Origin of the sequence: Kocuria sp. PD6, assembly GCF_031844145.1 — a bacterium.
GTDB classification, from domain to species: domain Bacteria; phylum Actinomycetota; class Actinomycetes; order Actinomycetales; family Micrococcaceae; genus Kocuria; species Kocuria marina.
The window spans coordinates 110,294-130,365 of the sequence record NZ_JAUZUS010000005.1; the positions used below are offsets into that span (position 1 = coordinate 110,294).

A 20,072-nucleotide genomic window follows, 5' to 3' on the forward strand; every position below is an offset into this window, starting at 1 on the left:
GCGCCGTCGCGTTGCTTCCGTGACCGGGCTGCACCCCGCCGTGACACACTGGGGCCCATGGCACCCCACGACCTCAAGCACCTGGTGATCATGCGGCACGGGGAAGCGGACTTCCCGCGGGACGTCCCGGACCACGACCGCCCCCTGCTGACGCGCGGTGCCCGTGAGGCCGCGGACGTGGGACGGTGGCTGGCCGAACATGCCGCGCCGGACATGATCCTGGTGTCCCCGGCGCTGCGCACCCGCCAGACCATCACGTGGGTGTGCCATGAACTCGGGGAGAAGGCCCCCACTCCGCAGTTGTGGGACGGGCTCTACGACGCCACGGACGCGCAGATCATCGCCGCCGTGAACCACGCCCCGGAAACCGTGCGCACCCTCATGGTGGTCGCCCACATGCCCGGGGTGCTGGACACCGTCCTGCGCCTGGCCTCTCGTGACTCGGACCAGGACGCCATGATGGAGGCCGCCACGGGTTTCCCGACCGGGGGCACCGCGGTGCTCGAGGTCCCCGGGGACTGGGCCGTGCTCGACGGCGCCGACGCCCGCCTCACGCGCTTCCACACCCCGGGGGTCTAGAACCCGCACGGTTCCATGCGCCGCAGGCATGGAGCTCATGCGGAGCCCCCTCGGGTGTGGAGTTCACCCCGAGCCGGTGCTCAGCTCCTGGACTCGCAGGCCACGCCGTCGCCGTCGCCGTCCAAGCCGGGACGGTACCCCGGCGTGCCGGCGTAGAGCGGGGCCATCCCCGCCGTGCGCGCCTCGGCGCACCGCGAGAAGTAGACGTCCGCACCCGGAACGCCCGGAACTCCCGCACCGGGCGCCTCGGCCTCCGCGACGGCAGCGTCCGCAGGATCGGATCCCGCGCCCGCACCGGGTGCGGCCGGAGCGGGTGCCACAGGGGCCGGTGCCTCCGCCTCCGGAGTCGAGGGCGCCTCGGCCGCTGCCGCTTGCGCAGCCGGCGCCTCGGTCACGGGAGCCGCGGGTGAGTCCGCGGGATCCGGGATGGGACGCGCTTCGGGCAGCGGCTGCTCGGGGCACGTGTCGAGCACGCGCACCATGGCGTTCTTCTCGGCGTCGGTGACCCACAGCTCGTAGCGCTGCTTGACCGCGATCTGGGTGGCCACGTACTCGCAGCGCTCGCCGGTGCGCGGCGGCAGCCACGTGGCGGCGTCCGCGTCCGACTTGGTGTTGTTGCTCGAACCGTCCACGGCGAGCAGGTTGAGCGGGTCGTTCGCGAGTTCGGTGCGCCGCGCGGCGTCGAGCTGCTGCGCGCCCTTCTGCCACGCGTCCGACAGTGCGACCACGTGATCGATCTGCACCTGTGAGCTCGTGGCCTGCCCGGCCACGAAGTCGATCGTCTCTCCGGTGTACGGGCTCTCGAGCGCCCCGGAGCTCACGTTGCACCCGTGCGTCCCCGGCTTGACGGCGATCCCCGTGAGGTCCCGGCGCAGGATGTCGTTGCGAGTGTCGCAGCCGTTGTGATCGGTGTCCGCCCAGCGCGGGCCGAACTGGTCCCGCGAGTAGTCGGTCTTGGGCGCGCGCCCCTTCACGGGCAGGTCCCCGAGCGCGGCCAGCGCGGTCCCGGCCGCCGCGTGATCGGTGGCGTCCTGCGGGGACGCCGCCGCCGCGGGGGACGTCGCGTCTTCCGCGCTCCGGGTGGGGGACGGTGACTGCGCGGCGGGCGCCGTCGTCGGGGCCGCAGCGCCCGTGGTCGCGGAGGCGGACGGGGAGGGTGCCGCCGAATCGGTGGGAGCCGCGCACCCCGTGAGGGCCAGCGCGAGCGCCGCGGCGCCTAGGGCGAGACGACGAACGGGGGTCGTGAGAGGGGACACGGCGGTACCTCGATCCTGGAGCCGATCCTGATACCGAGGCGCGGCGGTGAATGAGAAGGACCCCGCATCCTGGGGGATGCGGGGTCCGACAAGAAGTGCGCCCGATAGGATTCGAACCTACAACCTTCTGATCCGTAGTCAGATGCTCTATCCGTTGAGCTACAGGCGCTCCTGAAGCAACGACCGAGGCCCTTGCAACGGGTAATAACTTACACCCGCCGGTGCCCGGCGACAAATCGCGCCGGAGCGATGCCCTCGCGGTGCCGGGGCGGCTGGGCGGTGCGAGCCGTGTGGTCGGGGCCGCGATGTGGTGTAACTCGCGTTCCGGAAGGCCCCCCCCGCGATAGACTCCAGGCACACCCGCGCGCAACCCCTTGCGAGGTCGGCCCCCGGAACCGTTCCACAGTGACGTGGCAAGTATGAACGGGCGGCGCACCTCGGCGGGAAGCGGCACGTACGACGGCCTCAACGAGGAGACATGTCAATGGCTGACAACGGCACAGCAACCACCGGGACCACCGCCCTGAACCGCGAGGTCCAGCAGTCCCTGGACAATCCCCCCACGGATTACCGGGAGCTCGTGGACTGGGTGCGTGGGATCGCCGAGCTGGCCCAGCCGGATCACATCCACTGGGCAGACGGTTCGGAAGCCGAGTGGACCCGGCTCACCGACCTCATGGTGGAGGCGGGCACCCTGGTCCGGCTCTCGGACGAGAAGCTCCCCAATTCCTTCGCGGCGTTCTCGGACCCCGAGGACGTGGCCCGCGTGGAGGAGCGCACGTTCATCTGCACCAAGACCGAGAAGGGTGCCGGTCCCACCAACAACTGGGAAGACCCCACGGCCATGAAGGAGACGCTGACCAAGCGTTTTAACGGGGCCATGCGCGGTCGCACCATGTACGTGATCCCGTTCGTGATGGGCTCACTGGACGCTCAGAAGCCCCAGTACGGCGTGGAGATCACGGACTCGCCCTATGTAGTGTGCTCCATGCGGATCATGGCCACGATCGGCACGCCCGTCCTCGAGAAGATGTCCCGCGACAAGGCGGAGTTCGTGGAGTGCGTCCACTCCCTGGGTGCCCCGCTGCAGCCCGGCGAGCAGGACGTGCCGTGGCCGTGCAACCCCGCCAAGTACATCGTGCAGTTCCCCGAGGACCGGGCCATCTGGTCCTTCGGCTCCGGTTACGGCGGCAACGCGCTGCTGGGCAAGAAGTGCTACGCGCTGCGCATCGCCTCGGCGATCGCCCATGACGAGGGCTGGCTGGCTGAGCACATGCTCATCCTCAAGATCACCGACCCGCAGGGGGAGTCCCACTACATCGCGGGGGCGTTCCCGTCCGCGTGCGGCAAGACCAACTTCGCGATGCTCGAGCCCACCATCGAGGGTTGGAAGGCCGAGATGGTCGGGGACGACATCGCCTGGATCCGCTTCGGCAAGGACCACACCCCGCGCGTGGTCAACCCGGAGGCCGGCCTGTTCGGTGTGGCACCCGGCACCGGGTGGTCCACCAACCCCAACGCCATGCGGGCGATCGAACGCGGCAACACCATCTTCACCAACGTGGCGCTGACCGACGACGGCGGCGTGTGGTGGGAGGGTATGACCGACGACATCCCCGAGCACCTCACGGACTGGAAGGGCAACGACTGGACCCCCGAGTCCGGCCGCCCCGCCGCGCACCCCAACTCCCGGTTCTGCACCCCCATCAAGCAGGTCGAGATCCTGGCCCCCGAGTACGACGACCCCGAAGGTGTGCCGCTGTCCGCGATCATCTTCGGTGGCCGCCGCAAGACGACCGTGCCTCTGGTCTCCGAGTCCTTCGGGTGGGAACACGGCGTCTTCCAGGGAGCCACGCTGTCCTCCGAGACCACCGCGGCCGCCAAGGGCGCCGTGGGTGTGGTGCGCCGTGACCCCATGGCCATGCTCCCGTTCATCGGCTACAACGTCAATGACTACCTGGAGCACTGGCTGGACACCGGCGCCCGCGTGGGCGAGGAGAACATGCCGCGGATCTACTACGTCAACTGGTTCCGCCGCACCCCGGAGGGCGGTTTCGCGTGGCCCGGCTTCGGGGAGAACTCCCGCGTGGTCAAGTGGATCGTCGAACGCCTCAAGGGCACCGCGGAGGGACACGAGACCCCCGTGGGTGTGGTGCCGGGCAAGGAGGACCTGGACCTGACCGGCCTGGACATCTCCGACGCCGATCTCGAGGCCGCGCTGCGCGTGGACAAGGACGAGTGGCTCAAAGAACTGCCCGGGATCGACGAGTGGTTCGCGCGCCTCGGCGACGTGCCCGAGGTGATCCTCGAACAGCGCGCCGGGCTCGAGGACCGGTTGCGCAACAGCTGACGCCGGTCTCCCGATCCGCGTTGCCACGCGGGCCGGGCCATCCTGTATGATCACGCCGCGCGGCCAGACCGGCCGCGCGGCGTCGTCATCGGTGGGCTGAGGGCGGGCCGGTGACGAAGGGACAACTGTGCGGCTGACAGCTTTTTCGGACATCGCGCTGCGGGTGCTGCTGCTCATGGGAGGGCTGCCCCCGGACACCATGATGTCCACGCAGCGCATCGCGGACGGCGTGGGGGCGCCGTACAACCACGTGGCCAAGACGGTGGCCAAACTGCGCGGGATGTCCCTGTTGTGCTCGCAACGCGGGCGCGCTGGCGGGGTCATGCTCACGGACGAGGGCCGGGAGGCCAGTGTGGGCCAGGTGTTGCGGATCCTGGAGGCGGACACCGCGATCGTGGAGTGCGAGGCGGACGAGGTCGCGTGCCCGCTCAACCATGGCTGCCGGCTGCGCCGGGCCCTGGCCGGGGCGCGTGAGGCCTTCTACCGGGAACTGGACGGCATCACCATCGCGGACCTCGTGAACCCCCGCCAGGTGGGCCCCATCGCGGTGCAACTGGGGCTGCGTCCCCCGAGCGTGCGAACCCCCGCCACCAGGGATGGAGCGCCGGTTCTTTAACGTGCATTTCAAATGCTAAATTGACTCTCGTCACACCGCGATGAGAGGAAATCATCATGCTGTCCCAGAAGTCCCGCCCGGTCATCGAGCAAACCATCGGCGTGATCGCCGAGCGGATCCCCGCGATCACCCCCGAGTTCTACAAGTCCATGTTCAACGCCCGCCCCGATCTGCTGGACGGCATGTTCAGCCGTTCCAACCAGAAGAACGGCACCCAGCCGCAGGCGCTTGCCGGTTCCATCGCGGCCTTCGCCTCGCACCTGCTCAACCACCCGGACTCCTACCCGGACGAGGTGCTCTCGCGCGTGGCCCACAAGCACGCGTCCCTGGGGTTGCTGCCCGAGGAGTACCCCACCGTCCATGAGCACCTGTTCGGGGCCATCGCCGCGGACCTGGGTGACGCCGCGACCCCCGAGGTCGTGGCCGCATGGGACGAGGTGTACTGGCTCATGGCGGATGCGCTGATCAAGCTCGAGAAGGGCCTCTACGGTCAGCAGGCCAATGACGTCATGTTCGCGCCCTTCAGACTCGTGTCCAAGGAGGACATTGCCGAAGGCGTGGTGGCGTTCGAGTTCGAACCCGCGGACGACACCCCGCTGACCCGCTCCATCCCCGGTCAGTACGTGACCATCCAGGTCAAGGTCAAGGACGGGATCCGCCAGCCCCGCCAGTTCACACTGGTGCCGTCCCAGGAGGGCCACCGCCGCGTGGTGATCCGCAAGGATCCCCACGGCGAGGTCACGCCCATCCTGCACGAGGACATCAACGAGGGCGACGTCCTGGAGATCTCCAACCCCTACGGTGACGTGGTGTTGGACGAGGGCCACGGCTCGCTCGTGCTGGCCTCGGCCGGCATCGGCACCACACCCATCGTCGCGTTCCTGGACCGCCTGGCCAAGGAGGGTTCGCAGCGCAAGGTCACCGTGCTGCACGCGGATCATTCCAAGGAACGCTGGCCCGGCCGCCAGATCATGGAGCGTCTCGTGGACAGCCTGCCCAACGCCACGATGATCACCTGGATGGAGACCCCCGGTGAGGGCGACCACGAGGGCTTCATGAACATCGCGGACGTGGACCTGGACGTGGACGAGGACACCAACGCGTTCATGTGCGGCCCCCTGCCCTTCATGAAGGCGCTGCGCTCGCAGCTCATCGAGAAGGGTGTGCCGGGGCGCAACATTCACTACGAGATCTTCGGTCCCGACCAGTGGATGCTCCACGATGAGGCGCGCGCCGCGAACGCCTGAGCCTCCCTGACATGACGACGACGCCGCGTGGCCACCTGGGCCGCGTGGCGTCGTCGTGTTCTGCGGGCCGTCCCGGGCAGCCCGCGGCGGGTGCCCGGGGACGGCGTTTCGAGCGGGAGTGCCGCGGGTGGGACCCGCGGCGCCCGGGCAGGCTCAGTCCTGCCGGACGAGCTGCAGGACGGTGTCCCGCACCGACTCCATGGCGGCGGCGTCCGGGGCCTCCACGTTGAGCCGCAGGAACGGCTCGGTGTTGGACGGACGCAGGTTGAACCACCAGCCCTGCTCGGGGTGGGTGAACGTGGTGCCGTCCATGTCCTCGACCTGCACGGCGGGGTCCGTGGCTGCGAAGTGTGCCCGGACGCGGTCCACCGCGGCGGCCTTGTCCTCGATCTCGGAGTTGATCTCGCCGGAGGCCACGTAGGGGTCGTACGTGCGCATGAGATCGCTCAGCGGCGCGTCCTGTTCACCCAGCGCGGCCAGCACGTGCATCGCGGCGAGCATGCCCGTGTCCGCGTTGAAGAAGTCCTTGAAGTAGTAGTGCGCGGAGTGCTCACCGCCGAAGACGGCGCGCTCGGAGGCCATGACCGCCTTGATGAAGGAGTGGCCCACGCGCGTGCGCACGGCACGCCCGCCCGAGGCCTCGATCCGCTCGGGGACCGCCTTGGACGTGATGAGGTTGTGGATCACCACGGGCCGGTCCTCACCCGCGGCGCGGGCCCGGGTGATCTCGCGCTCGGCGACGATCGCGGCCACCGCGGACGGGGAGACGGGATCACCGTTCTGGTCCACCACGAAGCAGCGGTCGGCGTCGCCGTCGAACGCGAGCCCGATGTCCGCACCGTGCTCGCGCACGGCCCGCTGCAGGTCCTCGAGGTTGGCGGGCTCGAGTGGGTTGGCGGGGTGGTTGGGGAACGTGCCGTCCAGCTCGAAGTACAGCGGGACGATCTCGAGCGGCAGCGGGTCCAACAGTGCGTCCCCGAGCACCGCCGGAGTGGTCAGCCCGGCCATCCCGTTGCCCGCGTCCACCACGACCTTGAGGGGGCGGATCCCGGAGAGGTCCACCAGGCTGCGCAGGTAATGGGCGTAGTCACCCAGTACGTCCCGGCGCGAGACCTGGCCGCGGTGCTCGGAGGCCGGGATCTCCCCGGCGTCCAGGTAGCGCTGTGCGACGTCGCGGATCTCGTACAGGCCGGTGTCCGAGGAGACGGGGACGGCCCCGGCCTTGGCCATCTTGATGCCGTTGTACTCGGACGGGTTGTGGCTCGCGGTGAAGGTGACGCCGGCGCTGTCCAGGGTGCCGCACGCGAAGTACAGCTCGTCCGTGGAGATGCTGCCGATCACCGTGACGTCCGCACCGCGGCGGGTGGCGCCGGCCGCGAACGCCTCCACGAACTCGGGGGAAGAGGGGCGCATGTCGCCGCCCACGACCACCCCGGAGCCGGCCAGGCCCAGGACGTCCACGAACGCGGCACCGGTGGCGCGCACGCTGTCCGCGGTGATGCTCTCGCCCACGATGCCGCGGACGTCGTACGCCTTGAATGATGAGGAAAGATCTGTGGTCACCGTCCCGATTCTACGTGAGCGGGATCGGTGAACCCCGGTAGTCCGGCGTTTTCCGGGGCGCTGTGGTTACATGTTCGACATGGCCGAGTTCTTGAGGATGACCAATCCGATCCAGCACTACGCGTGGGGATCGCGATCGGTCCTCGCCGGCATGCAGGGGCGCTCCGCACCCACCGAGGAACCCGAGGCCGAGCTGTGGATGGGTGCCCACGCGAGCGCTCCGTCCCGGGTCACCCTCGACGGGGTCCAGCGCGGCCTGGACGAAGTGGCCCCCGACCTGCCGTTCCTCCTGAAGATCCTCGCGATCGCGGCGCCGCTGTCCATCCAGGTGCACCCGTCCGAGGAACAGGCCCGTGAGGGGTTCGCGCGGGAGAACGCCGCGGGCGTCGCGCGGGACTCGGTGCACCGTAATTACAAGGACGAGCGCGCCAAACCGGAGACGGTCGTGGCGCTGTCACCCATGTGGTTGCTCGCGGGTCAGCAGGACCGGGCCGACCTGAAGCGCCTCGCCCGGGAACTGAACCTCCCGTGGCTCGCGGACGCCGCGGCGTCCGAGTGTCCCGTGCAGTACGCGCTCGAGCTCGACGACGACGCCGCTGCCGCCGCCGTGCGCGCGTGCGTCACCGCTGCGGATACCACCCCGGCCACCTCGCCCCGCGGCGAGGACGCGGACAAACCCCGGTTGTCCGCGGAGGCGGATCCCGTGGAACGCGCGACGCACCTGATCCGGTTGTTGACCCACCACCACCCGGGTGACCGGGGTCTGCTCGTGGCCTTGTGTATGAACATGGTGCACCTGGCCCCCGGCCAGGCCCTGTTCACCCCGGACCGACAGGTGCACGCGTACCTCAGCGGCACCGCGGTGGAGATCATGGGGTGCTCGGACAACGTGCTGCGCGCTGGTCTGACCGCCAAGCACGTGGACGTCCCGGAACTGCTGAGGGTCATGGCCACCGCCCAGCAACCCGTGAGCGTCCTGGAACCGCGCGAGGTCGAGGACGGCGTGGTGCGGTACACGCTGTGGGACCCCGCCCTCTCCCTGGCCGCGGTGCGCGTGAGCCCGCAGCGCCCCGTCACCCGGGAGCTCGCGGGGGTGTGCATGGTGCTCGTGACCGAGGGGGACGTGGAGGTCTCCGCGCGCTCTGCTGGTGACGCGGACGCGGAGGGTGCGCGAGCGACGTCGGGCGAGTCCCTGATCTGCCTGGAGACCCCGAGCACGGTGACCCTGAGCGGGGACGGGCGCGTGTTCCTCGTGGAGGCGGTTACGCCCGCGCGCTGAGGGTTCCGGGTCTCACCCTTTAGGTTGTCGCGTAATTTCCTGTTTGAGCGTTCAATGGATGGGCACCCTTTCTACGACCCTGACATTGGAGCGCACATGGACCGGCGGATCGAACGCACCCGTGCGGCCGTGGTGGAAGCCGCCGTCGAACTGGTCGCGTGCCGGGGCTCCCAGGTGGGGATGACCGAGATCGCGCAGGCCGCGGGGGTCAGTCGTAAGGCCGTGTACGAGAACTTCGGCTCGCGGGACCAAGTGCTGCTCGGCGCCACGCAATCCTTGCTGGCCCGCGTCCCCCTGGACCCGAGCGCCCTGCAGAACCGCGAGGCCAGTCCGCTGGACCTGGTCCTGCCCCCGCTCGTGGCGCACCTGGACGAACACCAGGAGTTCTACCGGGCCATGCTGTGCGGGCCCGGTCCTTCCCTGGCACGTGGGGCGGTCGCGGAACACGCCATGACGGGTCTGCGCAGCCTCCGGGAGGATCGCGAGAGCGGGGAGGACCGCGGCGTCGTCGAGATCCGGGACCGGTTCGTGGTCCACGGCCTACTGGGCGTGCTCGCGGACGCGCTTGCCGAACAGCAGGAGGCGGACCTGTCGACCCTCGCCCGGGTGCTCAACGCGAGCCTCGCCAACGGCGGCCTCGAGGACTGAGGTCCCGCAGGGTGTGACGGGCCCGTGAGGCCGAGGCGTTCCGGCCCCGCCGGGCGCGGCGGACCCCCATATCGCGCGGCGGCAGGGGTACCGGGTGGGCCTCGGGGGTTCGGAATAATCCGCCGCTGACGCATGCTGTACTGGATGTCGGGGGCACGCGCTGTCCCCGCGACACCCGTTCCGACAGGAAGGACCCGCAATGTCCGAGATCACGATCATCGGTGGCCACGGCAAGGTGGCGCTGCAGCTGAGCCGATTGCTGTCCACGCAGGGGGACACCGTCAACGCGGTGATCCGCAAGCGGGAGCAGAGCCAGGACGTGGAGAACACCGGGGCCACCCCGGTCGTCGCGGACGTCCAGGAGCTGGACGTGCAGGCCATGACGGAGCTGTTCTCCGGCCAGGACGCCGTCGTGTGGTCCGCGGGCGCGGGCGGGGGCGACCCCGAGCGTACGTACGCCGTGGACCGGGACGCCGCGATCCGTTCCATGGACGCCGCACAGGCCGCCGGCGTCAGGCACTACGTCATGGTGTCCTACATGGGCGCCGGGCAGGACCACGGGGTCCCCGAGGACAACGACTTCTACTCCTACGCGCAGTCCAAGGCGGACGCGGACGACCACTTGCGCGCGAGCTCCCTCGAGTGGACCATCCTGGGCCCCGGGGCGCTCACCGACGACGACCCCTCGGGGGAGATCACGCTGGGCCGCGCCGGCAGCGACGACGAGAAGAAGACGGCACGCGGCAACGTGGCCCTCGTGGCCGCCCGGGCGCTCGCCGATCCGCGGGGCACCGCCGGGAAGTTCATCGAGTTCTCCGACGGTGACACACCGATCGCTGAGGCGCTCGAGAACCTGGGCTGACCTGCAGCCTTTGTCAGTCGTGATCGCCCGGTCCGTGGCGGGCTCCACCGGGGTCCGCGTGGGCCGGGCGATTTCTCACGCCCGGTCGCGGCAGATCGGGCCCCGCGAATCAGGCCCTGATGGTTCGGGCTCCAGCAGCTCGGCCCGACAGTCGGCCCCGGTGCCCGGTCCTGATAGCCGCCCCGGACCTGCGGGCCCTGTCTGCCGGGTGGCTGCGACCGGGGTCTTCTAGGCTGGGGGCATGGAGATGCCGTCGATTAATCCCGCCGCGTCAGCCGGCCGCAATCAGGACAAGCTGGACCTGAACGAGACCATCGCCCTCACCGCCGTGGTGCACGGGACCGTGCAGGGCGTGGGGTTCCGCTACTGGTGCTGGCGCCAGGCCGAGAAATTGGGGCTCGTGGGAAGTGCCACCAACAACCCGGACGGCACCGTGACCGTCGTGGCCGAGGGTCCGCGCTGGGCCGTGGGTGAGCTGCTGCAGGCGCTCATCTCCCGGGACACCCCCGGTGCGGTGATCACCGTGGACGAGCACTTCGGCCCGCCCACGGGGGCGTTCACCGACTTCAGCACGCACTGACCGCGGGCGGAGTTCACCTGCCGTTGATCTGCGCTTCGTGGCGCGGCACGCGGACATCGTGAACATGTCCTTCGTGCGCAGCGCGGACGATGTCGCGGATCTGCTGGAACAGCTGTCCGAGGTCGATGCCACGTCCATGGACGTGACTCTGAAGACCGAGACGGTGGGCGGTTTCGAGCAGCTGCCCATGATGTTGCTCGCGGCCATGCGGTGGCAGGACTCCGGGGTGAGCCGCGCGTGGGACGGGGCCGTGGCGGCGTCGTCGGCCGCGCGCATGATATGCGCCGGGGGTCGGGCACACCGAAAGCGCTGCGCGCTGTGGAATAGTAGTGCTGATGTGTTCGGCGGTACCCGCCGAACACCCCCAACCCGTTTCGAGGAGTGGTCGTTGATGGACTTGAACCCCCTGAACAAGGCGTTCGACGAGAACGGCAAACCCAAGCCCGGTGTCAACAAGTTCCTGGACCATGTGCTGCGCATCCAACAGCCGTGGGTGGTCAAGGCGCTCAAGCGGGAGCGTGCGCAGCACCCCAAGGAGACGCCCGCCCAGATCGCCAAGCGTGCCGAAAAGCTCTACCTGCGCTCCGTGACCATGGGCGGCGGCGCCGTGGGTGCCACCGCGGCGGTCCCCGGGATCGGCACCATCGCGTCCCTCGGGCTGTCTTCTGCCGCCGTGGCGGGCTACCTGGAGGCTACGGCCCTGTACGCGCAGGCCATGGCCGAACTGCACGGGGTGGAGCCCAAGGACGAGCAGCAGAACCGGACCATGATCATGGCGCTCATGCTCGGCGAGGACGGGAGCGCGCTCATGGGCCAGTTGCTGTCCAGCTCGTCCGCGAGCAAGAGCCTCACGAGCAAGTGGGGCCTGATGCTCGGCAAGTCCCCGGACAGCTCGCAGCGCTTCGACGTGGGCCGCTCGATCCGCAACATGTTCGTCAAGCGGTTCCTGGCCCGCCAGTCCGGCGCGGTGCTGGGCCGCGCGCTGCCGTTCGGTCTGGGCGCCGTGGTGGGGGGTGGCGCCAACCTGGCCATGGCCCGCCAGGTCATCAAGGCCTCACGCGAGGCCTTCGGGGATTTCCCGGACGAGTTCCCGCCCAACCTTGCCCTGGGTGAGCGCGCGGAGAAGTTCGAGGACGGTTCCCCCGACGGTGAACGGAAGGAACTGGAGTCCGACGCGAAGGGCCGGAAGAAGCGCAAGTAGGGCGCACAACCCCGGGCGGGGTCATGCGGTGCCCGGCGGCGCTCGTGAGTTCCGCCGGGCCCCCCGAATACATCTGTGTCCCGGAACAGCATGTGATCACGCGTGGCGCGTGCTGTTCCGGGACACAGGTGTTTGGTGCTGCCTCGGCCCTGCCCGGAGCCGCTCCGGGGGCGGGACCGGGCGGCGTCGGGCCGGGACCGGCGGCTCAGTCCAGGTAACGGTCCACGAGCTGCTCGGCCAGGCCCGTGTACTGCCCGGGGCCCAGCTCGCTCAAGCGCCGGGCGGTGCCCTCGGAGAGGCCGAGGCCCGCGATGAACTCGCGCATCCGGTCGGCGTCCACGCGGTGGCCGCGGGTGAGTTCTTTGAGCCGCTCGTAGGGGTTGTCCATGCCCTCGCGGCCCGCGATGGCCTCGGCGCGCATAGCGGTCTGCACGGCCTCGCCCAGGACCTCCCAGTTCTGGTCCAGGTCCTCGGCGAGCACCTCCTGTGCCACGTCCAGGCGGTCGAGGCCCTTGAGCACGTTGGACACCGCGAGCAACGAGTGACCGAACGCCACCCCGATGTTGCGCTGGGACGAGGAGTCCGTGAGGTCCCGCTGCCACCGCGAGGTTACGAGGGTTGCGGCGAGCGTGTCCAGCAGCGAACACGAGATCTCCGCGTTGGCCTCCGCGTTCTCGAAGCGGATGGGGTTGACCTTGTGCGGCATGGTCGAGGAGCCCGTGGCACCCTCCACCGGGATCTGGTGGAAGTAACCGATCGAGATGTAGGACCACACGTCCGTGCAGAGGTTGTGCAGGATCCGGTTGAACCGGGCCATGTCCGCGTACAGCTCGGCCTGCCAGTCGTGCGACTCGATCTGGGTGGTCAGCGGGTTCCACGTGAGCCCCAGGTGGCTCACGAAGGACCGGGAGGTCTCGGGCCAGTCCGTGTCCGGGGCCGCGGCGGTGTGCGCTGCGAACGTCCCGGTGGCGCCGTTGAGCTTGCCCAGGAACTCGGTGTCCGCCACGCGCTGCACCTGGCGGCCCAGGCGGTGCGCGAACACTGCGAGTTCCTTGCCCAGGGTCGTGGGCGTGGCTGGCTGGCCGTGGGTGTGAGACAGCATGGGGGTGGCCTTCGCGTCCCGCGCCATCGTGGCCACCGCCGCGACCAGTTCGCGCGCCGCGGGCAACCACACGTGGTTGATCGCATCGCGGATGCCGAGCGCGTAGGAGAGGTTATTGATGTCCTCGGACGTGCACGCGAAGTGCACGAGCGGCGTCAGGTGCTCGAGGCCGAGCCCCGGCAGCCTGCGCCCGATGTAGTACTCCACCGCCTTGACGTCGTGCACCGTGACGGCCTCGATCTCAGCCAGTTCCGCGACCGACGCGGCGTCGAAGTCCGTGACGATCGCACGCAGACCGCTCTTTTGCTCATCCGAGAGGGGTTCCAGACCCGTGAGCGCTCGCTGCTCGCACAGGTGGATGAACCACTCGACCTCCACGTGCACCCGTTCGCGGTTTAGCGCCGCTTCCGAGAGGTAGTCCACCAGCACGGCGGTCTGGGGGCGGTAACGGCCGTCCAGCGGTCCCAGCGCGATGGCGGGTGACTGCTGGCTCAGGGCCACACGTCCGGAGGGAAGGGTCTGCGCGGTATTCGACATGGCCCTTATTCTTTCATGCGCCGGGGCGCCCCTCGCCGCGGTGAACGTCCTGCACCGCGGTCCTCGGGATGGCCGAGCAGGGCGTGGATACACATGCTTCCGGGGCCGCCCGAGCACAGGATCGCCGTTCCCTAGCCTGGTCGCGTGGCGCCCGCGTGGTGGGGCGCGGGAAGGAACCGGTCATGTCACAATTCGCGAGCCCGGTGTTCCCGGGAACGTCCCCCTCGGCGGTCTCGGCGCTGGTCCACGAACGGCTCTGCCTCGTGGCACGTCATTACGACGACGCCGCAGAGCACCTCGCGGGGCTCGCCTCCCGGATCGCGTCCCTCGCGGAGACCCACGGTGCGTGGGAGGGCCCGGGTGCCAGGTCCTTCCGGGCCCGCGCCGATCGCCACGAGCAGGAACTGCGAGACGTTTCGCACCGCTGTCGTGAAACCGCTCAGCTCGTGCGGACGGGGGCGGCCGCGCTCGCGGAACGGGTCGCGGCTGTGGAGAGCATCGCCCAGGTGGGAGCTCCCATGGCCGCGGCACTGAGCACGGTGCTGGGCGTGGGACTCGCGATGGGTCACGCTGCGAGCGCGTCGTGGGGCGGGTCGCCGTGACCGCGGCGGCGCGGACGGTCCTGGGCTCGAGCACCGGATCTCCGGAGGACGCAGCTGTGCCAGCCGTGGGTGAGGAACAGGCCGGGAGGTCGGCCGTGCCGGTGGCGGGAGGTGGCCCCGCCGCCGTGCCGGTTGCGGAAGATGCGGCCGCCTCGTCTCCGCGGGACACTGCCGTGAGCATGGAACACGGCGTGACCGAGGTCCACGGACGGGCCGAGGACCTCCAGAGCGAACTGTTCACCCCTGGTTCCGGGGAACGCCCCGCGCCGGACGGCCACGCGGACCCGGAACGGGTCGCAGCCGCCGCGGAGGGCGCGAGAACCAGCATGGAGGTCTCAGGTGGCGTCCCGGGCGGCACCGCGGTCATGGTGGACACGGACGTCATCTCGGGGATCGAGGGCTCGCTCACCGCGGTGGTCGAGACCGTGGGCGGCGTCCTCGCCGGGCTCGTCCCGGTCACCGCCGAACTGCACCTGTGGTCCCTCACGGGGCAACCGTCCCTGGCGGGTGCGGGGGCGCTCGCCGATCTCGTGAGCCGCGACCTGCTCGCGCAGATCGCCGCACTGGAGGCCTCTGCCGCGCGACTGGTTCTCGCGCGGCAGAACTACGAGACCGTGGAGAGGGCCTTGACGTCCCTCCTGGCGGGGCCGGTGTGGGGCTTGCCACTGCACGGTGTGACCCGCCCTCTGGCCCGGGAATGCGGTCGGACCCTGGAAGACCTGGACGTCGCCCTGGCTCGCGCGGGGATCGACTCACCGCACGAGTTCCTCGAGCGGGTCCAGCCGTGGCAGTACGGGCTCCTCATCCGGGGAGGTGGTCCGCGCGGGACCGACGCCCTCATCCGCGGGCCTGGCCTGGACGATCTCATGGATGGGCTGCTTCAGTACCCCGTCGTGCCCGGCGGGAGTGCCTCCGGGTCCCACACCGTTCCGGGAGCCGGTGCGGACGCACCAGGGCCCGGCGCTGTCGCGGCGGAGCTGGGCGGGAGAACCGGCGGTGCGGCGTCGTCGGCGCCGAGGCCCTTAACGCTGGGCCAGCACGCGCGAGCGCTGGCCGTGGGGTTGCTCACCGCGTACGGCAGGTCCGAGAAAACCACTGGGGGTGCGGGCGACCCGTGGCGGGATGCAGCGGGGGAGGAACCCGGGGTGCTCGGGGCCATGCTCGCGCCCGCCTCGGCCGCCGTGCTGTCGGTTTCTCTGGCGGGCATCGCGTGGTACACGCCGTATCGCAAGGGGCGCCGGTTGACCCCGGCAGAGGCCTTCGACCGCGGTGTGCCGGCTGCCCTGCGACCGGTGCTCGCCCCGCGCGCGTTACGTGAGGCACGCCGGGAGGTGTTCACCGGGGTGACCGCCGCGAACGCGGCCCGCCACCACATGACGGGCATGCCCGAGCGACCGCTTCCGGCCGGGGTGCGGCACGCGGGAGCCGTGCCCACCACGCTCGCGGGGACCGCCGCGGCGCTCAAGGACGCCAAGAACATCGTCTCGGGCGCGGGCCCGGACGGGGCGCAGGTCGAGAACAGCACGGTCATGGTGCAGAAGGCCACGGACGGGAACGGGAGGACGGCGTACTCCGTGGTGCTGACCGGGACCGAGAAGTGGGAGGACAGTCCCGGCGTGCATGATCTGAAGGGGATCGGGCAGGGCATCACGGCGCAACCGGACGCCGCACTCACCGAGCTGCCCCAGGCGCAGCGCATGGCCGTGCAGGCGCTGCAGGACGCGGGCATCCGCTCCGGGGACGCCGTGGTGCTCACGGGCCACAGCCTGGGCGGGATCGACGCCGCGGGGCTGGCTGCCAACCGTGCGTTCCGTGAGCGTTATGACGTCGCCGCGGTCACCACGTTCGGTTCGCCCGTGGGGGACTTCGAGATCCCCGAGGGCACGTCCGTGATGGCGGTGGAACACGTGGACGACGTCGTGCCCACCCTGGACGGCGTGCCCAACCCGGATGCCGACCACCGATCCACGGTGCGCGTGAACACCCCCTATCAGGATGCGCTGACCCTGAAGCAGGGGCTCAGGGGGATCGGGGCGCATGAGATGTACGTGTACACGGTGGGCGCCCAGGGGATCACCGATTCGCGGCACCCGGTCGTGGTGGCCCATGAGCAGCGGCTCGCGGACGCGGTGCCCCATGGGCCCGGGACGCGCACCGAAACGTACGTCTACGAGGGACGGGAGGAACACTGACGCACCGACGAAGTGGGGCGGTCCCTGGCGTTAGCATGGCAGCTATGGAAACTTCCACGCCCGCTCCCGGATCGCAGGGGTCACCGCAGCGGACCACGCGCGTCACGCCGCGGGCGGCACTCGGCAAGCTCCCCGCGTACGCCGCGGGCAAGCCGGCCGCCGAGATCCCCGGTCTCGTGGCCTACAAGTTGGCATCCAACGAGAACCCCTTCGGTCCCGTTCCGGCCGTGCGGGAGGCGCTCGCGTCCTTCGACGCCTACAACCGCTATCCGGATCCCGCCGCGAGCGCCCTGCGTGAGGCCCTGGCGCAGTACCTGGACGTCCCTGCGCAGGACGTCGTGGCCGGTGCGGGCAGCCTGGGCGCACTCAACCAACTGCTCGCGGCCTTCGCCGGTTCCGGGGAGGACGGTCGCCCGGACGAGGTGATCCACGCGTGGCGCTCGTTCGAGGCGTATCCGATCTCGGTGGGTCTGGCCGGCGCGCTCGGCGTGCAGGTGCCCAACCTCCCGGACGGCTCGCACGATCTTGACGCGATGGCCCGCGCCGTCACCGACCGCACGCGGGTCATCCTGCTGTGCACCCCCAACAACCCCACGGGCCCCAGCCTGCGTGACGACGCCGTGCGCGAGTTCCTGAAGCGGGTCCCGTCCCACGTGGTGGTCGTCGTGGACGAGGCGTACTGGGAGTTCCAGCGCGCCGAGGGCCTGGCCGACGGCATCGAGCTCTACCGTGATCACCCCAATGTGGTCTCCCTGCGCACGTTCTCCAAGGCCCACGGTCTGGCCGGGCTGCGGGTGGGTTACACCGTGGCCCAGCAAGAGGTCACGCAGTACCTGCGCCAGAGCGCGCCGGCGTTCAGTGTCACGGAGGTGGCCCAGCTCGCTGCGATCGCGTCCCTCACGAACATCGACCAGGTCGAGGAACGGGTCCAGCGGGTCGTGGACGAACGGGAGCGCGTGCTGCGCGGACTCGACGACCTGGGGTGGCAGTACCCGCCCACCCAGGCGAACTTCGTGTGGCTTCCCCTCGGGGAGCACAGCGAAGCGTTCTCCCAGCTGTGCGATCAGCACGCCCTGTCCGTGCGGCGTTTCGGTGCGGAAGGGGTGCGCGTGAGTTTCGGGGAGCCCGAGGCGAACACCCGGTTCCTGGAACTGTGCGCCGCGTTCCCGCACCCCAGCACCATGCCCCTGCCTGGGCAGCCCTGAGACCGTTACGAGTACCGAGACCCCCGCGCACGCCCGGATCGCCGTGACGGTGGCGAGACGGCAGGCGAGGACAGCGGAAGGACCGACACCACCCATGGCATCACGCACCCACGCAGGCGCCGTGCCCAGCACGCTCCCGCGTCACCAGATCCTGGACGAACAGGGGGCGATCGCGGACGATGCCCTGTTGTCCCCGTACGTCGCGGACGTCACGGTCGAACAGTTGCAGCACCTCTACCGTTCCATGACCGGGGCGCGGCGCGTGGACGAGGAGGGTACCTCGCTGCAGCGTCAGGGCCAGCTCGTGCTGTGGGTGCCCCTGCGGGGTCAGGAGGCCGCCCAGGTCGGTTCTGTGTGGCCCACGCTGCCCACCGACCGGATCTTCCCGTCCTACCGCGAACACGCCGTGGCCTTAGAACGCGGTGTGGCGCCGTCCGATCTGATGCGGTTGTTCCGCGGCATCACGGCCGGGGGCTGGGACCCGGAGAAACACAACCTGAACCTCTACACCATGGTGCTCGCCTCCCAGGTCCCGCACGCGGTGGGTTACGCCATGGGAACCGCCCTGGACCGTAAGGCCGCCCAGGATGCGGGCACTCCGCCGGAAACCGACCCGGAGGCCGTCATCGCGTACTTCGGGGACGGTGCGAGCACCGAGGGTGAGATCCACGAGTCCATGGTCTTCGCGGCGTCCTACGACGCCCCCGTGCTGTTCTTCATCCAGAACAACCAGTGGGCCATCTCGGTCCCGTTCGCGACCCAGTCCCGCGTGCCCCTGGCCACGCGCGCGGCCGGTTACGGCTTCGAGGGGTTGCGCGTGGACGGCAACGACATCCTGGGCGTCGTTGCGGCCACGCGGTACGCGCTCGAGAAGATCCGCGCGGGAGAGGGGCCCGTGCTGATCGAGGCGGAGACCTACCGCATGGGGGCCCACACCACGGCGGACGATCCCACCAAGTACCGCGAACGGGACGAGGAAGAGCAGTGGGGTCACCTGGATCCCGTGGACCGGCTGCGGGCCCACTTGCGGGACGCCCACGGGGTCGAGGACGAGTTCTTCGAGACCGTGGCGCGCGAGAACGATGAGATCGCGCAGCGCATGCGCGCGGACGTCCTGGCCATGACCCCGCCCCGGTTCGAGGACTCCTTCGCCAAGGCGTACGCCGAGCAGCATTCACTGGTGGACGCCGAACGCGCCGAGTACCTGGACTACCAGGCGGGCTTCGCACCCCAGGACGAGATGGACGACCACGACACCCGAGGAGCCGGCGCGTGACACAGCTGACCGTGGCCAAGGCCATCAATGCCGGGCTCGCACGGTCCATGGAGGAGAACCCCAAGGTCATGCTCATGGGGGAAGACATCGGCTCCCTGGGCGGCGTGTACCGCGTGACCGAGGGGCTAAAGTCCAGGTTCGGTGCGCACCGCGTGCTGGACACACCCCTCGGTGAGGCGGGGATCGTGGGCACCGCGGTGGGCCTCGCCGAACGCGGGTACCGGCCCGTGTGCGAGATCCAATTCGACGGGTTCACGTTCCCGGCGTTCAACCAGATCACGACCCAGCTGGCCAAGATCCACGCCCGCTCGGACGGGCAGCTCACGGTTCCCGTGACGATCCGCATCCCGTACGGAGGTGTGATCGGCTCCGTGGAACACCACTCGGAATCCCCGGAGGCGCTGTTCGCCCACACGGCGGGACTGCGCTTGCTCGCGCCGTCGAACGCGCAGGACGCCTACTGGATGTCGCAGCAGGCCATCGCGTGCGACGACCCCGTCATCATCTTCGAACCCAAGCGCCGGTACTGGCTCAAGGGCGAGGTGGACGAGAAGACTTCCCCGGGGGACCCGTTCAAGGCCTCTGTGATCCGCGAGGGTGAGGAAGCCACGATCGTGGCGTGGGGACCGCTCGTGCCCGTGGCGCTCGCCGCCGCCGAGGCCGCCCGGGAGGACGGGCGCAGCGTGGAGGTCATCGACCTGCGCAGCCTGTCACCCATCGACTTCGACACCGTCACGGAGTCCGTGCGCAAGACGGGTCGCCTGGTGATCGCCCACGAGGCCCCCACGTTCGGTGGTTTGGGCGGGGAGATCGCCGCGCGCGTCACCGAGCGTGCGTTCTACTCGCTCGAGGCTCCCGTGCTGCGCGTGGGCGCCTACCATCTGCCCTATCCTCCCGCAGCCGTGGAGGAGAACTACGTTCCGGATCTGGACCGGGTGCTCGAAGCACTCGACCGGTCCTTCGCCTACTAGAGCATC

General features: G+C 70.0%; 17 protein-coding genes and 1 tRNA gene. 14 read left to right on the forward strand and 4 right to left on the reverse strand.

The window, feature by feature from the left end:
• Window positions 1-57 precede the first annotated feature (57 nt).
• Window positions 58-579 (forward strand): histidine phosphatase family protein, encoded by a 522-nt coding sequence (locus Q9R22_RS06170; RefSeq protein WP_131332262.1) that lies wholly within the window; start codon window positions 58-60, stop codon window positions 577-579.
• An 80-nt stretch (window positions 580-659) separates the two neighbouring features.
• Here the strand turns inward: Q9R22_RS06170 and Q9R22_RS06175 are convergent, their stop codons facing one another.
• Window positions 660-1,835 carry a DUF1524 domain-containing protein gene (locus tag Q9R22_RS06175; RefSeq protein WP_131332263.1) on the reverse strand — a complete coding sequence of 392 codons (1,176 nt, stop codon included), beginning with the start codon at window positions 1,833-1,835 and terminating at the stop codon, window positions 660-662.
• A 96-nt stretch (window positions 1,836-1,931) separates the two neighbouring features.
• Window positions 1,932-2,004: transfer RNA gene (locus tag Q9R22_RS06180), tRNA-Arg, on the reverse strand.
• Between the two features lie 315 nt (window positions 2,005-2,319).
• On the opposite strand from Q9R22_RS06180, the gene Q9R22_RS06185 reads away from it, so the two are divergent.
• The 3 genes from Q9R22_RS06185 (at window position 2,320) to Q9R22_RS06195 (ending at window position 6,048) form a co-directional block, all read left to right on the forward strand.
• A complete protein-coding gene (locus tag Q9R22_RS06185; protein WP_311254125.1) occupies window positions 2,320-4,185 on the forward strand; it encodes a phosphoenolpyruvate carboxykinase (GTP) in 1,866 nt (621 codons plus the stop codon).
• A 127-nt stretch (window positions 4,186-4,312) separates the two neighbouring features.
• Window positions 4,313-4,801, forward strand: a complete 489-nt coding sequence (locus tag Q9R22_RS06190; protein WP_131332265.1) for an Rrf2 family transcriptional regulator — start codon at window positions 4,313-4,315, stop codon at window positions 4,799-4,801.
• A 56-nt stretch (window positions 4,802-4,857) separates the two neighbouring features.
• Entirely contained in the window at window positions 4,858-6,048 is a 1,191-nt protein-coding gene (locus tag Q9R22_RS06195; protein ID WP_085106108.1) for a globin domain-containing protein, read from the forward strand.
• A gap of 153 nt (window positions 6,049-6,201) precedes the next feature.
• Here Q9R22_RS06195 and Q9R22_RS06200 read toward each other — a convergent pair whose 3' ends face one another.
• On the reverse strand, window positions 6,202-7,611 hold the full coding sequence (locus Q9R22_RS06200; RefSeq protein ID WP_131332266.1) for a phosphomannomutase/phosphoglucomutase: 1,410 nt from the start codon (window positions 7,609-7,611) through the stop codon (window positions 6,202-6,204).
• Between the two features lie 79 nt (window positions 7,612-7,690).
• Here Q9R22_RS06200 and manA point away from each other — a divergent pair, with 79 nt between their 5' ends.
• The 5 genes from manA (at window position 7,691) to Q9R22_RS06225 (ending at window position 12,181) form a co-directional block, all read left to right on the forward strand.
• Window positions 7,691-8,890 carry a mannose-6-phosphate isomerase, class I gene (gene manA / locus Q9R22_RS06205; protein ID WP_242670569.1) on the forward strand — a complete coding sequence of 400 codons (1,200 nt, stop codon included), beginning with the start codon at window positions 7,691-7,693 and terminating at the stop codon, window positions 8,888-8,890.
• Between the two features lie 96 nt (window positions 8,891-8,986).
• Window positions 8,987-9,538 carry a TetR/AcrR family transcriptional regulator gene (locus tag Q9R22_RS06210; protein ID WP_131332268.1) on the forward strand — a complete coding sequence of 184 codons (552 nt, stop codon included), beginning with the start codon at window positions 8,987-8,989 and terminating at the stop codon, window positions 9,536-9,538.
• Window positions 9,539-9,737: 199 nt separating this feature from the next.
• On the forward strand, window positions 9,738-10,400 hold the full coding sequence (locus tag Q9R22_RS06215) for an SDR family oxidoreductase (protein ID WP_131332269.1): 663 nt from the start codon (window positions 9,738-9,740) through the stop codon (window positions 10,398-10,400).
• Window positions 10,401-10,641: 241 nt separating this feature from the next.
• Entirely contained in the window at window positions 10,642-10,980 is a 339-nt protein-coding gene (locus tag Q9R22_RS06220; protein WP_131332270.1) for an acylphosphatase, read from the forward strand.
• A 37-nt stretch (window positions 10,981-11,017) separates the two neighbouring features.
• Window positions 11,018-12,181: a hypothetical protein gene (locus Q9R22_RS06225; RefSeq protein WP_242670570.1), complete on the forward strand. Its 1,164-nt coding sequence runs from the start codon at window positions 11,018-11,020 to the stop codon at window positions 12,179-12,181.
• 205 nt (window positions 12,182-12,386) lie between these two features.
• On the opposite strand, the gene purB is transcribed toward Q9R22_RS06225, so the two are convergent.
• A complete protein-coding gene (purB, locus tag Q9R22_RS06230; protein ID WP_131332271.1) occupies window positions 12,387-13,820 on the reverse strand; it encodes an adenylosuccinate lyase in 1,434 nt (477 codons plus the stop codon).
• Window positions 13,821-14,002: 182 nt separating this feature from the next.
• Between purB and Q9R22_RS06235 the strand changes: the two genes are divergently transcribed.
• From Q9R22_RS06235 to Q9R22_RS06255, 5 genes are all read left to right on the forward strand, one after another.
• Window positions 14,003-14,422 (forward strand): hypothetical protein, encoded by a 420-nt coding sequence (locus tag Q9R22_RS06235; RefSeq protein WP_131332272.1) that lies wholly within the window; start codon window positions 14,003-14,005, stop codon window positions 14,420-14,422.
• Window positions 14,423-14,601: 179 nt separating this feature from the next.
• A complete protein-coding gene (locus tag Q9R22_RS06240) occupies window positions 14,602-16,614 on the forward strand; it encodes a lipase family protein (RefSeq protein ID WP_165489839.1) in 2,013 nt (670 codons plus the stop codon).
• Window positions 16,615-16,658: 44 nt separating this feature from the next.
• Entirely contained in the window at window positions 16,659-17,819 is a 1,161-nt protein-coding gene (locus tag Q9R22_RS06245; protein ID WP_131332274.1) for a histidinol-phosphate transaminase, read from the forward strand.
• 94 nt (window positions 17,820-17,913) lie between these two features.
• Entirely contained in the window at window positions 17,914-19,095 is a 1,182-nt protein-coding gene (locus tag Q9R22_RS06250) for a thiamine pyrophosphate-dependent enzyme (protein ID WP_064847425.1), read from the forward strand.
• Entirely contained in the window at window positions 19,092-20,066 is a 975-nt protein-coding gene (locus Q9R22_RS06255) for an alpha-ketoacid dehydrogenase subunit beta (RefSeq protein WP_131332275.1), read from the forward strand. The genes Q9R22_RS06250 and Q9R22_RS06255 overlap by 4 nt, the downstream gene beginning before the upstream one ends.
• The last annotated feature ends 6 nt before the right edge of the window (window positions 20,067-20,072 follow it).